The sequence below is a fragment of the Corallincola platygyrae genome, assembly GCF_039544265.1.
In the GTDB taxonomy this organism is placed as follows: domain Bacteria; phylum Pseudomonadota; class Gammaproteobacteria; order Enterobacterales; family Neiellaceae; genus Corallincola; species Corallincola platygyrae.
Window position 1 is genome coordinate 66197 of sequence record NZ_BAABLI010000032.1, and the last position, 15630, is coordinate 81826.

13 protein-coding genes are annotated in these 15630 nt (G+C 49.9%); 9 read left to right on the plus strand and 4 right to left on the minus strand.

Annotated elements, in window-relative coordinates:
- Positions 1-18 precede the first annotated feature (18 nt).
- On the minus strand, positions 19-759 hold the full coding sequence (locus ABEA14_RS17730) for a putative quinol monooxygenase (protein ID WP_345341920.1): 741 nt from the start codon (positions 757-759) through the stop codon (positions 19-21).
- Positions 760-1088: 329 nt separating this feature from the next.
- Here ABEA14_RS17730 and ABEA14_RS17735 point away from each other — a divergent pair, with 329 nt between their 5' ends.
- Positions 1089-2183 (plus strand): NHL repeat-containing protein, encoded by a 1095-nt coding sequence (locus ABEA14_RS17735; RefSeq protein WP_345341922.1) that lies wholly within the window; start codon positions 1089-1091, stop codon positions 2181-2183.
- An 84-nt stretch (positions 2184-2267) separates the two neighbouring features.
- On the opposite strand, the gene ABEA14_RS17740 is transcribed toward ABEA14_RS17735, so the two are convergent.
- Positions 2268-3221 (minus strand): L-lactate dehydrogenase, encoded by a 954-nt coding sequence (locus ABEA14_RS17740; RefSeq protein ID WP_345341924.1) that lies wholly within the window; start codon positions 3219-3221, stop codon positions 2268-2270.
- A 252-nt stretch (positions 3222-3473) separates the two neighbouring features.
- Here ABEA14_RS17740 and ABEA14_RS17745 point away from each other — a divergent pair, with 252 nt between their 5' ends.
- Positions 3474-4199 (plus strand): VC0807 family protein, encoded by a 726-nt coding sequence (locus tag ABEA14_RS17745; RefSeq protein ID WP_345341926.1) that lies wholly within the window; start codon positions 3474-3476, stop codon positions 4197-4199.
- A gap of 88 nt (positions 4200-4287) precedes the next feature.
- Here ABEA14_RS17745 and ABEA14_RS17750 read toward each other — a convergent pair whose 3' ends face one another.
- Positions 4288-5847 (minus strand): AbgT family transporter, encoded by a 1560-nt coding sequence (locus ABEA14_RS17750; protein WP_345341928.1) that lies wholly within the window; start codon positions 5845-5847, stop codon positions 4288-4290.
- A gap of 295 nt (positions 5848-6142) precedes the next feature.
- Here ABEA14_RS17750 and ABEA14_RS17755 point away from each other — a divergent pair, with 295 nt between their 5' ends.
- The 7 genes from ABEA14_RS17755 (at position 6143) to ABEA14_RS17785 (ending at position 15174) form a co-directional block, all read left to right on the plus strand.
- Positions 6143-6766 carry a TetR/AcrR family transcriptional regulator gene (locus tag ABEA14_RS17755; RefSeq protein WP_345341930.1) on the plus strand — a complete coding sequence of 208 codons (624 nt, stop codon included), beginning with the start codon at positions 6143-6145 and terminating at the stop codon, positions 6764-6766.
- A complete protein-coding gene (locus ABEA14_RS17760) occupies positions 6738-8057 on the plus strand; it encodes an efflux RND transporter periplasmic adaptor subunit (RefSeq protein ID WP_345341932.1) in 1320 nt (439 codons plus the stop codon). The genes ABEA14_RS17755 and ABEA14_RS17760 overlap by 29 nt, the downstream gene beginning before the upstream one ends.
- Positions 8054-11149: an efflux RND transporter permease subunit gene (locus tag ABEA14_RS17765; protein ID WP_345341934.1), complete on the plus strand. Its 3096-nt coding sequence runs from the start codon at positions 8054-8056 to the stop codon at positions 11147-11149. Before ABEA14_RS17760 ends, ABEA14_RS17765 begins: the two co-directional genes overlap by 4 nt.
- 88 nt (positions 11150-11237) lie before the next feature.
- Positions 11238-11795 carry a peptidoglycan L,D-endopeptidase MepK gene (gene mepK / locus ABEA14_RS17770; RefSeq protein WP_345341936.1) on the plus strand — a complete coding sequence of 186 codons (558 nt, stop codon included), beginning with the start codon at positions 11238-11240 and terminating at the stop codon, positions 11793-11795.
- Positions 11796-11843: 48 nt separating this feature from the next.
- Positions 11844-13487 carry a L,D-transpeptidase family protein gene (locus tag ABEA14_RS17775; RefSeq protein ID WP_345341938.1) on the plus strand — a complete coding sequence of 548 codons (1644 nt, stop codon included), beginning with the start codon at positions 11844-11846 and terminating at the stop codon, positions 13485-13487.
- A gap of 15 nt (positions 13488-13502) precedes the next feature.
- Positions 13503-14282 (plus strand): potassium channel family protein, encoded by a 780-nt coding sequence (locus ABEA14_RS17780; protein ID WP_345341940.1) that lies wholly within the window; start codon positions 13503-13505, stop codon positions 14280-14282.
- Between the two features lie 82 nt (positions 14283-14364).
- Positions 14365-15174 (plus strand): lipase family protein, encoded by an 810-nt coding sequence (locus ABEA14_RS17785; protein WP_345341942.1) that lies wholly within the window; start codon positions 14365-14367, stop codon positions 15172-15174.
- Positions 15175-15195: 21 nt separating this feature from the next.
- Here ABEA14_RS17785 and ABEA14_RS17790 read toward each other — a convergent pair whose 3' ends face one another.
- The gene (locus tag ABEA14_RS17790; RefSeq protein ID WP_345341944.1) at positions 15196-15564 is read right to left on the minus strand and encodes a hypothetical protein; all 369 of its coding nucleotides are present in this window, start codon (positions 15562-15564) and stop codon (positions 15196-15198) included.
- Between the last annotated feature and the right edge of the window lie 66 nt (positions 15565-15630).

Sequence of the window (15630 nt, forward strand, 5' to 3'; positions counted from 1 at the left end):
ATTTATAAGCTCGGACGATTAGCGGGCAAAGCCACCTAGAGGCTTTAACAGCAACGGAGTCAATTCTGCATGTTTTTGCCTGAGCGCTTCAGGTAGATCTCCCAAATGGACCATGCGTTTCGGTGTTGCCGCCGCTATCCAACTCTCCGCATGATCATTCCAATTCTCAATATGGATGTAAGACGATTCTAGGTCCTTAAAACGTTCATAGACCAAAATATCGCCGTTATCTGACATGTAGTATTGATAATTGAGTGTGCCCGCTTCGCTCTGAGCACGTTCAACTTGCGAAGTCATGACCGCTTTAAAATTCTTCAGCTGACCTTCATTTAGCTTTGCTTCAACGATCCAACCAAAATTTTCGAAGCTGGTATTGCCATTTTTGACTAGCAAACTACCGTCTGCATCTTCCCTCGCAAATCCGCCCAGAGGTTTCAACCAGACCGGTGAAAGTGCTGCGTGTCGCTGACGCACATCTTCTGGCAGATCGCCCAGGTGGAGCATGCGTGTTGGCGTTGCCGCTGCGATCCAACGCTCAACATGTGCATTCCAGTTGTCAATGTGTTCGTGAGAAGCCTCTGGGTCAGCAAAGCGCTCATAAACCAAAACATCACCTTCATCAGATAAGTAATATTGATAGTTGAGCGTACCTTTTTCCGTCAAAGCTTGAGCAATTTGAGAATTCATAACCGCTTTGAAGTTCTCCAACTCCCCTTCAATCAACTTGGCTTCAACAATCCAACCATTGTTATTAAACATTGTCGTCTCCTGGCCTTTATGCAATGAGTACTCGATTCAGGTTCAGCGATTAATGCCTTCGCGCATGCCAGTTTGAGGCGCTAGCCTGCTTACCGAGCCTATCCAAAACACTGAGTTGAATTTAGAGCGAGCGCGCCATTACAACAATGGAGAAATAGGGAGAAACACTTTTAAGATATCATTGAAAATATACTTAAAAAGTACCTGTTATATTGGTTTCGTTGAAGGTGTTTATAGATTCTGTGGCTAATCATGAAGACATCTATCAACTAACATTTTGCCAACTATGATAAATCGCCCCTTCGACCACTAAGACCGTTAGGATTGTTATGAATAGTTTGTTCAAACTCGCAATTGTGATGTTACTTACCACACCGTTTGTCACTATGGCAACAGAACAGCAGTCACAGTTACTGGTTAGCATGCCAGATAATTTCAATTCACCAGCCAGTGCCGATATTGACTCGCTGGGCAATGTTTATTTCTCATCTCCCAACTTCCATAACAGCAGCTTGATTAAAGCGGGACACATCAGCGCGCCGAAAATGGCGACTATTGGCAAGCTAGGCACAGATAATCAGCTCTCACATTGGTACAGATTCAGTGAAGCAGACCTTCATCCTGTCACTAAGCAGATCGCCCCAATGGGGATCAATTTTGGTCCCGACGGCAATTTGTATGTAGCAGACATGCAGATGTGGTTTGAAGGGGGTATGTATCAGTCGCGTATTCTTCGCATCAACCTTCAAGATGGCGCGGCAGTTAACACCGAAGTCGTCGCAACGGGCTTTTTGTTTCCCAATGCTGTGGTCTGGAAAGGCAACGATCTATTCATCTCTGATACTGTGTTAAAAACAGAGCAAGGTCAGCATCTGAGTGGCGTATATAAAGTAAGTCTCGATGAACTGGATGCCAAAAACCCGTTGGAGATAACACCCTATAAGGACAACAGAAATCACGATCCTCATCTGTTTGAAACCTTTGTTTCCAGCGCAAAGCTGGGATTTGGCGCAAACGGCTTGGCCTTTGATGGCGAGGGAAATCTATACACGGCTATTATGGAAGAAGGCACCGTTGTTAAAACTTTAATAGATGAAAACGGCAACAAAATAAAAACGGTTCCATTTGCCTCAGGTATGAAGGCAACCGATGGCATGTACTACGACGCAGGCACCAATAAAATCTATATTGCTGACCTTTTCAACAACGCAGTATATGCCATCAACATGCAGGGCGAATTGGAACTGCTGGCACAAAATAGTGACAGTGACGGTGCTAACGGCGAACTAGATGGCCCATCCGAAGTAATCGTACGAGGTGATCAGGTTATCGTTATGAACTTTGACGCCGTATTTGATAGCCCGGAGATGGTCAACAAATCAGCAGGTCGCCCACATACACTGTCAGTGATTAAGCTGAAATAACCTTCGCGTAAAAACGGTGTCGTGAATACTAATGGCACCGTTTTATGCTCTTATGCAATGTACAACGGAATACTATCAAACTGCTCAGGCTTTCAGGCCAGTTTTCTCTGCCACATCCGCCACCAGCGATTTCATCGTGGCGACAACTTCCTGCAGCTGCTGTGTTTCATATTCGCTGAATGGATGCTCAAGTACCTTGTGAGCGCCCTGACGGTTGATGATGGTAGGCAGGCTGATTACCACATCTTGCAGCCCATATTCGCCTTGCAGCAATGTACCTACAGGTAAGATAGAGTGCTCATCGATAGTGATAGCCTGGATCAAACGGTACACACTGGCAGCAATACCGTGCGTGGTGTTCTGTTTGCGATTGAAGATCTCAAACCCCGCCTGACGCACCGCATCCAACAACTCAGAAGGATCCATTCGGTCATAGCCGTTTTGGTCACAGTAGTAATCGATGGGCTGCCCAGCAACACCGACTAGGCTCCAAGGCATAAAGCAGTGTGAACCATGTTCACCCAGGATGTAGCCAGAGACATTTTTTGGATCGACTTCCACACGCTCCGATACCAATTTCATCAAGCGGGCGGTATCAATAATACAGCCGGCACTGATCACCTGATGGGCCTCAAAACCGGTGTTTTTAACGATGAAGTGTGTTGCGATATCACAGGGGTTAGTCACCAACACCAGAATGGCATTCGGCGCATAGGTCTCGATCTGTCTGGCAATATCAACCGTGATTTGACTGTTTATCTCAGCCAGGTCGAGACGAGATTGGCCCTCTTTTACCTGAGCACCCGCAGTCACAACCACGATGTCAGCATCTTTGACCATGGCATAGTCGTCGCCAGCTTTGAGCTTTATATTCTTTGAGAAGGTTAGAGAGTTCGCGTGGCCGAAGTCCATTAACTCGCCTTCCGCCTTGGCCTTCTTCATATCCAAAAGAACCAGCTCAGAGCAGCTACCCATGGCAATTACGTAGTTACATACGCCGACACCTACCGCGCCAGCACCAATCACGGCAACTTTCATCCGTTAATCCCTAACCAAAAAGAGGTATGGTCGGCGAGCAGCCCTTTGCAGTCAAAGCCTGGTAGTCAGATAGATAGCGTATGGAGTGTAAGCTTTGTTGCACACAAACTGCCTTTATTTCGTGCAAGGCTTTAAACCTGAGATGACACAGCTCCTCCTCATACAACAATCCTTACAACTGCCGAGGTTGTTGTTGGGCTGGCATCTGCTAAGCTGGGCCCAACTTTGAAACAAAAGATACACAGAGATTCGATGACCGAGCAGTCTATTCCAGAACAGCGCCCCCCGGCAGAACACAAACCCCGTACTTTCATTGATCTGTTGGTCAGCATTGTTATCCCTTCCGTCATTCTGATGAAGCTTAGTGACGAAACCGCCCTTGGCCCCGTTTTCGCCTTGGTTTTGGCCCTCTCCTTTCCCCTTAGCTGGGGTCTGTTTGAGAAGATCCGCTACCGCAAGTTTAATTGGGTAGCACTGCTGGGGATAATCAGTGTCATGCTCACCGGTGGTATTGGTTTGCTGGAGCTGGACCCTAAGTGGTTGGCAATTAAAGAAGCCGCCGTCCCCGGGTTGATCGGACTGGTTGTCGCGGGCTCGGTGTTTACTCCTTATCCGTTGGTACGAAAGCTGCTGTTTAACCCTGCGCTGCTCAACGTGGAATTGGTTGAGAAAGTGCTGAACGAGAAAAACAATGTCAGCGACTTTGACCGCCGTTTAAAGCTGTCCAACTTCCTACTTGCGGGTACCTTCTTCTTCTCTTCGGTGATGAACTATGTACTGGCTAAATGGATTGTTACCAGCCCAGCGGGTACTGCGGCCTTTAACGAAGAATTGGGGCGCATGACACTGCTGAGTTACCCGGTGATCGTAATCCCTTCAATGGTGATGTTGGCCGCTATTCTTTATTACCTGTGGCACACCATCCACCAGCTGACCGAGCTGAGCATGGAAGAAGTGTTTACCGGTATGGCTGAGTAATTAGTTCATCATCGGCAACCTACAACCGAGATAAAAAAAGCCTGCATTCAGCAGGCTTTTTTGTTTTGAAGTGAAGCTCGAACGGTGATTAGAACCCTAGCGGGATCCCAAAAGCAAAGAACGTCACCAGCAAAATGGTCCAAGAGATCAGGAACACCACGGAGTATGGGATCATCATGCCAATCAAGTCACCGAACGAAAGGTCAGGTTTGTACTTACGCATAAAGGCGAGGATCACCCCGGCATAACTCATCATCGGCGTGATGATATTGGTAGACGAGTCAGCCACGCGATATGCCGCTGTCACCATATCAGGCGTCATTGCAGGGTTCACCTGATACAACATGGGGATGAAGATCGGCCCCAGCAGCATCCATTTCGACGTCAGTCCGCCAACAAACAGGTTGATAACGGCCGTAGTCAACACAAAGCCGATGATTAGCAGTATTGGGAACTGCTGCAGCCCCAGCCACTCCAAGAAGCTGGCGCCTAAATACGTTACGTAGGTGCCAAGCCCGGAAAAGCCCAACAACCCCAGGAAGTTGTAGCAGAAGAAGGTCAGCACCAGGATGTAACCCATGGTATTCATCTGCGCTACCATCGCCTGTACTACATCAGCCAACTTTTTGAACTTACCTGACGCATAACCAAACGAAACACCTACCATCACGAACACCAGCGCGATCAGTAGGATCACGTTATTCAGATAGGGGACCACTTCGTTACCTGACTCGTCTACGTAAGGCGCCAGCGGGCCAGTCGCGAGAAAGAAGATAACAGCCAGAGATGCCAGCAGTCCCCAAAAAGACGCTCGCAAGCCGCGCTGCTCTTCCGGTGTAATGCTGAAGTCTGAGAAGTCGATTTCCGCGGGCAATTGGTAGTCCCACTTTTCCAGCTTGGGCGCGACAAATCTATTGGTCACCCATGCGCCCAGGAATGCCAGCAGGAAAGTGGAGGCAAAAATAAAGTAGTAATGCATGGTCGCGGGTGTCAGTGGCGTACCATCGGTTGAGGCGAAAGGCACTCCCTGAGATTCTGCAAACACTTTTGCGTTCATACCCAGGATCACATCAACTGGGGTAGCAGGGATAAGGTTGGCACTGAACCCCGCTGATACACCGGCAAACGCGGCTGCCATACCGATAAGCGGATTCTTCCCCAAACCGGCATACAACATACCCGCTAGCGGAATCAGTACCAGGTATCCCGCGTCCGTCGCCAGAGAGCTCATAATACCGAGGAAAACAACGGCGGGGGCTAGAAAGCGGTCATGGAGTTTGGTGCCCATACGCTTGATGATGGCGGTTAACAGGCCGGAGTGTTCAGCCACACCCACACCCAGCATGACGATAAGGATCACGCCCAATACGCCGTGGCCAAAGCCAAGCCAATTCTTCAATAACGCATTATCAAACAACCAACGAACATTTTCAGTGGCGGTCATATCCTTAATGGTATGGACAACGACGCCACCATCGGCCCCCTGAGTCTCAAACTGCAGCCCACCAATGACAGCGGTTAAACAGAGAGAAAATACCAACAAGAACATAAAGATAATGACAGGATCTGGGATCTTTTTACCGACCTTCTCGATGAAGGACTGCGCCCCCGGTTTCAATTCAGAATCACTTGTTTCTTCTACTTTCATCAACTGACCTTTGCTACTGACTCTTTGTTACTGGCTCTTGGCTAACGAGAGTAACGTTCAAGTCACCTACGGACAAAAAGTACTGCCGGATGGCGTCGCAGAATTCTCTAATAAAAGCCGCAAAGCGTCTACTGATGACAACAACATAAAGCTCACCCACTCGGTAGCCTGAGGATTGCTGTCTTTACACTACTTTAATCAGTTTCTTAGTTTTGATGAATTAAACTGCTGCCCATCCAGCCGCTAGCCACCTAAAATTTAATCAGTTGATTAAGTCGAGCCGAAGCATCACACCATGACGAAACATGATTCAGAGAAAGCCGACGTCAGGCAAAGGCTGTTAGAAGTGGCAGCTCCCCTGTTTACCGCCCTGCCTTATCACAAGGTGAGTACCCGGATGATTGCCGAACGTGCGCAATCAAATATCGGCATGATCCACTACTACTTTGGCAATAAAGCCGGTCTATTTGAGGCGATATGTAAGCAGTTTATCGACAAGATGGCTGAGCAGATGGAGCAGTTTGCTTCCGACGCCTCAGTCGAAGGTTTGGGCGACATTATCGCAACTTACTACCAAACGATGGCACCTCTGCCGGCGTTTCCAAAGTTAATCCAGCGGGCCATGTCATCACCCGAAGATGATCCTACACGTCAGATTATCCAGCGCCTGTTCGAACAAGTGCATGGCACGTTCGACAAAAAGATCTCTGAAGCGATACCAAAAGCCAATCTGCGTGAGGGACTCGATCCCGAACTGGTGCGGTTAACGGTGATCAGCCTGATGGTGTTTCCGTTTTTAATCCCACCCGCGATGTTACAAATCCAGGGGCTGACCCTGAACGAACAATTTCTTGAAAGACTAGCTAAACATAACAAGGACCTGATTACTCATGGTTTCTCTGAAACAACTTCAGCCTAAGAAGCGCCTGTTTGTGCTCGGCATTGCTGCCGGATTACTGGTGTTGATCGCCACGGTCATATTTCGATCTAAACCGCCTTTGGTTGAGTCCGCCGGAAATGCCGTTGATGTCGACGTCTTGGTGGTGACGCCACAGCAAGTGGCACCAACCATTGAAGGGTTTGGCAGGGTGGAACCCAAGACCATTTGGCAGGCGATTGCTGAGGTCAGTGGCCGCGTGGTTTATCGCCATCCTGACCTTTATAAAGGCAAGATGCTGAAACAAGGCACGGTGTTACTTCAGATCGACAAAACCGACTATGAGATCAGCCTTGCTGAAGCGGAAGCCGATCATCAGGCAATACAGGTTCAGCTGGAAGGAAAAACGCTTCAGGAGACAAACCTCTCTCTATCACTTCAGATTGAGCGCGAACGACTCACGCTCGCTGAGCAGGAATTAGCAAGAAAACAAAAGCTGAAAAAACAGAAGTTGGTGAGCCAATCTGAAGTCGACCTGGAGAGTCAAAATCTGCTACAGCAACGGCAAAAGGTGCAGGAGTTAGATAACCAGTTGATCCTACTGCCTAATGAAACCGAACTTCTGCAAGCACAGTTAAAACAAGCCGCCGCGCGGGTGGCAGAAGCGGCACGGAAACTGGAAAAAACCACCATCACCCTGCCCTTTACCGCACGTATTGCTAATGTCACCGCCGAGCTGGATCAAGTAGTGTCTGCACAGCAGGAGCTGATCACCGCCCATGGTATGCAACTGATGACAGTGCACTCACAGGTATCGATTCACGATATGCGCACATTGGTCGGTAGCCTGAACTTTGAGCCGGGCGAAAGTGGTCTGAGAAAAGTAACCGAGTTGGGAATGACAGCAGAACTAATACTGGAAGGATGGGACTTCAATTTCCGTTGGCCCGCGTCAGTCGATCGAATTAGCGAAACCATCGACCCCAGCCAGGCAACGGTAGGCATCTTTCTTGAAGTGGAGCAGATCTGGCAGGAAATTGAACCCGGCGTTAAGCCACCCTTGGTGAACGGTATGTTTTTACGAGCAGAGATCTCAGGTCAACCTAAACCCCATTGGTTGCTGCCTAAGAAAGCCCTACATGGCAACAAGATCTACTTGCTCGACGAACAAAACAAGCTGCGCATTATCCCGGCCCGCCTGCAGTTCTTCCACGATCAGGATGTTGCCGTTGCAGCAGAGCTAAAGGCTGGCGACAAAGTTGTTTTAACCGACCTATTGCCCGCCGTGCCGGGCATGGCATTGCAACCACTGAATGTTGAGGTGCAGAAGTGATCAGCTATTTCACCCGGCACCCCACGGCAGCCAACCTGTTAATGCTGCTGATGATACTGGTGGGTTTGATGGTGATCCCCACCATCAAACGCGAGACATTTCCCGAGTTTAAGTTTGACTATGTGCAGGCAAAGATAGTGCTGCCTGGCGCAGCACCACAAGATGCCGAGGAAAACCTCTGCCTGCGAATGGAAGACGCCGTCGACGGGCTATCCAACATCGCAGAAGTGAGGTGTGAAGCGGTCGAAGGCATGGCTACCCTCACCCTGAAACTGACCCCGGCCGGTGATGTCAGCCGTATGCTGCTGGACGTACAAACGCAGATTAATGCGGTGAACGACTTCCCGGAAGAAGCGGAAGCGCCCATTGTCACCGAGCTTGAGATGAATGACCGAGTGCTGGATGTGGCACTGGTAGCAGACCTGCCGATGGCTGAGCTAAAGGCGTATGCCGAACAGCTGAAACGCCGTATTAAGCTGGAAGCGGGTGTGAAACTGGTTGAGATCACTGGCTTTTCAGACCACCAGATCCGCGTTGAGTTGTCACTCACAGACATGCGCCGCTTGGGATTATCCGTCGAAGAGATCGCCGACAAGTTACGCCGCCAAAACGTCAGACTGCCTTCCGGCACAATAGAAACGCTGGATAAAAACATCCTTATTCGATTCGACGAACAGAAAGTCGCGCCCGATGCGCTGGCCCGCACCGTGATCAGCTCAAACAGTGATGGCGGCGTCGTACGCTTAGGCGATATTGCCAAGCTCACCGATAGGTTTGAGTTAGACGAGGAGAAAATTGTTTTTGACGGTAAGCCAGCAGCCGTGCTGAGCATCAGTAAAAACAAAGAGGAAGATGTCCTACGGGTAAAAGAGCGGCTACTGACCCTGCTCGATGAGATCCGTCCGACACTGCCTGATGGCGTATCGCTGCAGGTAACCAACGATATGTCCTCATTGGTAGCAGATCGTTTATCAATGATGATTAAGAACGGCTATCAGGGCGTGATCCTCGTGTTTCTCACCATGTGGCTGTTTTTCAGTTTCCGCTACTCGTTTTGGGTGGCGATGGGTTTGCCCGTCGCCTTCCTTGCTGCCGTCGCCATGATGCCGCTGTTTGGCCTCTCGGTGAACGTAATGACCCTAGTCGCCTTCCTGATGGCTATCGGCATCATGATGGATGACGCTATTGTGATCGCCGAATCGATTGCGTCGCATACCGAGCGTGGACTGTCCCGCGTTGATGCCATTATCAGCGGCGTGAAGAAAGTGGCGCCCGGCGTTATCTCCTCTTTCCTGACCACGGTATTTATCTTCTCATCATTGCTGTTTTTGCAGGGGCAGATGGGTAGCGTTTTGAAAGTGGTGCCACTGACCCTGATCTTGATCCTGACGATCAGCTTGGTTGAGGCATTCTATATTCTACCGAATCACCTTGAGCATGCGCTGCGTAAACCAGAGCCGACATCAAATGGCTCACTACGCGACAGATTCAACCAACGCTTTGAACAGTTCAGGAACAATCAATTAGTGAATACTGTTGAATGGGTCGTTCGCTGGCGCTATGCCTTTCTAGGTGGTGTATTGGGTGTGTTTCTGGTGTCGATTTCACTTATCAGCAGTGGCGCGATCAAGTTTATCGGCTTCCCTGAGCTGGATGGTGATATCGTCGAAGCGCGCGTAGTACTGCCCCCCGGTACACCATTGAGTGAAACCGAAGCCATTGTTCAGCATCTGATTGATGCGGCAAACAAGGTGAATGACGAATTCTCCGCCAATGAAGATGGCGAGTCCTATGTCCAGCACATCACCGAAAGATACAACTTTAACTACGATGCCAAAGAAAGCGGTCCTCACGTTGCTACAGTACGTGCAGATTTGCTGAGTGCCGAGATACGTAACGGCTCGCTGCACGATTTTGTGCGCCAGTGGCGAGAGCAAACCGGGGCGCTGTCGGCACCACTCTCTATGGTGTTCAAACAACCGGAGATGGGGCCTGCAGGCCGTGCTATTGAGATCCGATTGCGCCACGACGATCTCGACCTGCTGAAAGAGGTTTCCAATCGGGTACAAGGCTATTTGGGCGAATTCCAAGGCGTTTATGGTCTGCTCGATACTATGCGTCCGGGTAAGGAAGAGATTAAGGTGACGTTGCGCCCTGGCGCAGAGGTCTACGGCATCGACGGTCAAATGCTGGCAAGCCAGCTACGCGGGGCCTATTTCCATCAAACAGCGGATGAGATCCAGGTGGGCCCGGAAAATATTCAGATCGACCTGAAGATGGCTAAAACCGATGCGGCCAAACTCAGCAATCTGCTCAACTTCCCTATCACCGTTGGCGACAAACAGATCCCGTTGGCCTCTCTGGCACATATTGAATTTCAGCGCGGCTACGTGCGCATTGAGCGTATCGACGGTCTGCGTACCGTCAGTGTGTTGGGTGATGTTGATGTTGGCCAAGCCAATACCAATGAGGTACTGGCGACTTTCCGCCAGGAGTTGATGCCACAACTATTGGACGAATACCCCGGCTTGCGAGTTGAGTTTGAAGGTGAGGTAAAAGAGAGCGCCGAAACCGGTAGTTCAATGGCGAAAGGCTTTATGATCGGTTTATTTGGCGTGTTTGCCATTCTCAGCCTGCAGTTCAGAAGCTATCTGGAGCCATTCACTGTGATGGTAGCGATTCCGCTGGCGCTGATTGGCGTGCTGTGGGGCCACCTGCTTTTGGGCTACAGCTTGTCCATGCCCTCCATTATGGGGTTTGTCAGCCTGGCGGGGATTGTCGTGAACGATTCCATTTTGCTGGTACAGTACATACGTCATCACGTGGAAGAAGGTGATTCAGTCCATGATGCCGTGGTTCAGGCCAGCCGAGAGCGCTTCCGGGCAGTATTCATTACCTCAATGACAACCGCTGCGGGCATGTTGCCCCTGATGCTGGAGACCAGCCTGCAGGCGCAAGTGATAAAACCGCTGGTGATCTCCGTGGTATTCGGGATATTTGCCTCGACGGCGTTGGTGTTATTTATGGTGCCTGCGTTTTATTCAGTACTGGATGATTTCGGCAAAGTCAGCTTCGCTAAATCAAAGAGTTAAGTAGAACCCGCTGGCTGTAAGTCCGGGCCCGGCACGAAAATGCGCTTAACTGTGCAACTTTTGAGCACTTGTCGGGTCATACAATGCTATGAAACGACGTACCTTCATAAAGACCATTGCTGGCTCCGCGTCAGCAATGGCGCTCACCACTCCCTTGAGTGTGTTTGCCAGTAAGCAGTCGGCACAAAGCGAAAAATCCCTTTCTCTTTTTAATCTGCATACCGGTGAACGCCTGCAGCTGACCTATGCAAATGCGGACGGATACAACGCAGATTCGCTTGCGAAGATCGCGCACTTGCTGCGTGACCGTCGAACTAGCGAAGTGCATCCGATTGATGTTCGCACTTTGGATTTCTTACACCACGTCTGGCAGTCCTCTGGTGTGGATGGTGAGATAGGTATTATTTCCGGCTATCGCTCACCAAAAACCAACGCCAACTTGGCCAACAAAAGTGGTGGTGTTGCCAAGCGCAGCCTGCATATGCAGGGTAAAGCGATCGATTTCCGTATCCAGGGTGCTGAACTGGCAACGATAAGGGATATCGCCTGGCAAAGTAAGCTGGGCGGCGTAGGTTATTATCCCAAGGACCAGTTTGTGCACATTGATTGTGGCCGTGTGCGTTTCTGGGGCTGGCAGCCAAGCTGATCCTCTGCTTTCATTGTTGGGTGACTCTATCAACCTAATGCAATGAAAATGAAACAGATTCAGCAATGGAAGCTCGCACTTTTCGGTTGCTTGTTATCAGCGTTTACGTCGGTTTCTACGCCGGTTTTTGGGCAGGACACCCCCGCCACAATGATGGACGCTATCGCACATCAGCTGGAACAAGCGCCGCCGGAACAGATAGCACATTTCAGAGATATGGGCGCCCTCTACCCTTCCTTGGTGACGCTCTATGAGAACCGCGCTTACCAACCTTTTTGGCTGGACCAGAACAGCAAATTAAACGCGCAAGGCAGTGCCCTTTTAGCTCGTCTTGCCGATGCGGAAAGTGACGGTTTAATAGCAGAGCACTATCTTTTGGATAGGCTGAATGAGCTTGCGATAGGCGATAGTGAGAATAACCCTGTTGCGTTGGAGCTGCTGCTAACACTCTCCACCATGCAGTTTGTTGATGACCTGAGAAATGGGCGTGTCACCCCCGGCGACCTTCAATTGGGCCTGCCTGTGATGCACAGCCCAGCTGACTTCCCCACGTTTTTCTCTGAAATAGAACAGGGTAAATCACCTGACGAAGCTATTTACGAACAAGCTCCGCCGATAAACATTTATCACCAACTGCAAAAACTTTTGTCTAAGTGGTTACCCATGAGTAAGGAGGGCGAGTTAACACCTGCTGTGCTCCCTAAAACTCTTCATCCTGGCGACCCGTTACCCACAGAGTTTGCGCTTGCGTTAAGCCAACGAATGGCGCTGATTGGTGCCATACCGCCTCCCGAAAGTGACATATATGAAGGCGATTGGATTGAAGCAGTAGAGAGCATACAGCGACTGCACGGTCTGCATCCCGACGGCCTTGTTGGAAAACGGACCTTGGCCGCGATGAATAAAAGTTGGAAAGCCAGGATCGACAAACTGATCACCAGCCTGGAGCGCACGCGCTGGTTGCCAAGGCATACACCAGAACAGCGCTACATCATCGTCAATGTACCTGAATTTAAGTTACGAGCATTTGATGGGCCGCTGGAAAATCCAGAAATGATTATGAACGTGGTCGTGGGCAAGACCTATACACGCTATCGAACCCCAATATTCCGAGAAAACATGACCTATGTGGTATTCACGCCCTACTGGAATATTCCCAACAGCATTCTCCGCCGGTCCATCCTACCAAACGTGGATGGCCCCGATTACCTTGCCGCACACCATTACGAGATGGTGGAGTTCTTCAGCAAAACGGCCCCCACAGTCGCCGCCACGGCGGAAAATATAGAGCGTCTGAAAAAGGGAGAGCTACTACTTAGACAAACCCCCGGTGCGCACAATGCGTTAGGCCAGGCCAAATTCATCTTCCCGAACGCCAATAACGTCTACCTGCATGGCACGCCTGCGCAATCGCTGTTTGGCAAAGAGGTGCGAGCATTCAGTGCTGGCTGTATTCGCGTTGAAGATGTGCCGGCACTCGCTGAATGGGTGTTTAAGCAACAGGGATGGGATCGCTCTAAGGTAGATGCAGTGTTAGCGGAAGCCAAACCAAAACAGGTCAATTTGGAACAACCGATTATCGTTGCAATCCTCTATCTGACCGCAGTTGTGGACAGCAACGAGGAACTATTCCTGTTTGAGGATATCTATGGTCACGACAAACGATTGCTAGAGAAGCTGTCGCAGTTGTAGATCTAGGAGCAAGAAGTGGCGCAGACAGAGAAAGAAGAGCAGATAGGTCCGTTTCAGATAGCACTGCTGTTTCTCTCTTTTTATGTATTACTCGCGCTGATGATACAGAGCCTGTTTGAGCTGCCAGCCCCTGTTAACCAAATTCTGAACACGGCAGATAACCTGATCTGCATGGTGTTCCTTTCCGACTTTTTTATCCGTCTCTATCGCGCCGAGAATCGCGCCAAATTTATGAAGTGGGGCTGGATAGATTTCATCTCCAGTATTCCTATGCTCGATCCATTACGATACGGGCGAGTCGTACGAGTGATTAGGGTGGTGCGGATTCTGCGCGCGGTACGCTCTACCAAGGTGCTGATCAGCTATGTGATGCGGCATAAAGCCGAGAGCTCATTCAGCTTAGTATGCACCGTCTCGCTGTTGCTGATTATCTTTGCTGCTATCGCCATTCTACAGCTAGAGCAAAATGTCCCAGGAGCTAACATAGAGACGGGCGGAGATGCGCTATGGTGGTCGTTTGTCACCATGACGACCGTTGGCTATGGAGACTACTATCCGGTAACGGCAGGTGGCCGAGTGATTGCTGCGATGCTGATGGTGGCGGGGGTCGGTCTCTTCGGCACCTTCACCGGTTTTGTGGCTTCCTGGTTACTCGAAGAGGATGAAAGAAAAGAGCAGCACACAGTGATCAACCTTAGAAACGATATCGCTCAGCTTCAAAAGCAAGTGACACTTTTGACCGAACAGTTAGCAAAAACAAACCGCCCTTCTGACAACGCTAAAAGCGCCGACTGACACAAAAACGTCTTCAAATTGACATATTCTGGCGTTTGTTTGCCGCTAGGCTAAGGCCGACACTTTTGGCCGCTACAGACCTTTGAAAAAGCTTAAAAGTTACCAATACGAACGCTACGCCTTGTTATGCAAAGCGTCCTACCCTGAAGAGTTCGATCATACCGAATTCGGCTTTGCAGTCGCCGGCAGGCGAGATGTAAAAGACGCCTCGGGCAGAGTATCCATTCGCGTCCTTTGGGGCGAGAAAAAAGAGGTAGTCGTCGTTTTCAGAGGAAGCCAAAGCCTGCCTGACTGGCTGATTAATTTGGCTTTTATGCCAGTAAAAAGACGCTTTGGCGCCTGCCAATATCGTGTCCACTGGGGGTATTCACGTCTGCTCGAACAACCCAGCCCGCCGGTTATCATGGACCACGAGGATGTTTCCGAGGAGCGGGTCAATCCCACTATGACCGTATTTAATCGCCTGGTTGAGGTGCTCACACCACTGATTAAACAGGGAAAGCGAGTGGCGCTGACAGGTCACTCTTCAGGGGGCGCCATGGCGGTATTGGCCGCAGATAGACTCGAGCGTCTGTACTCTGGTTCCGTGAAGCGCGTAGTGACCTTTGGTCAACCTGGCGTCGGGGCTTGGAGCTTTCAAAAGAAGTACCTTTTGCACCAACGTACCTACCGAATATGTTGTGACTTAGATATCGTCACCTTCATGCCGCCTGTGCCTGGACTCTATTGGCATGTGGGCAAAATGCTATGGCTGCACAATGACAAGATCTATGAAAACGTGTCAGAACATTTTCGTCTTCTGAAAACCTTAACAAGTTGGCTGATGATGCCCATCACTTATCATGCAATGGGCAAATACATTCGGAGGAAAGATTTCTTCGACAGACACTGACTAAAGGCAGTTAGGCGCACATTAAGAGCGGGTTAACTTCGCGCCAACCAGATGAGACATCTGTGAGGTGTTTGATCTCGCTGACGTGATGACCCAGCGTTGATCATCCAGCATTCGAAACTCCACGCGCCGCATAAGCGAGTCTTCAGGTGTTTTAAGGCTCATTCCTGAGGCCGCCACACTATATTCGCCTGACAAGCGCAGTTCATCACATTCGATATAGAGCTTGCCACCCAGTTTGCTCAGGCTTACTGGATAGTGAAACCCGTTGACGAGGGTTATCTCCCAACCTTCTCCTAGAGAATCAGCTACCAAATAGTTGGTCGATGTGCAACCAATTAGCCCTATTGTGAAAGAAGATAAAATGGAAAGAAATCGCAGATACTTCATTGCGAACAGCTCTCTTTTGTTTAACGTTTGTCTATCAAGAACTGGCGATTCTAATGTAGCAAAAAC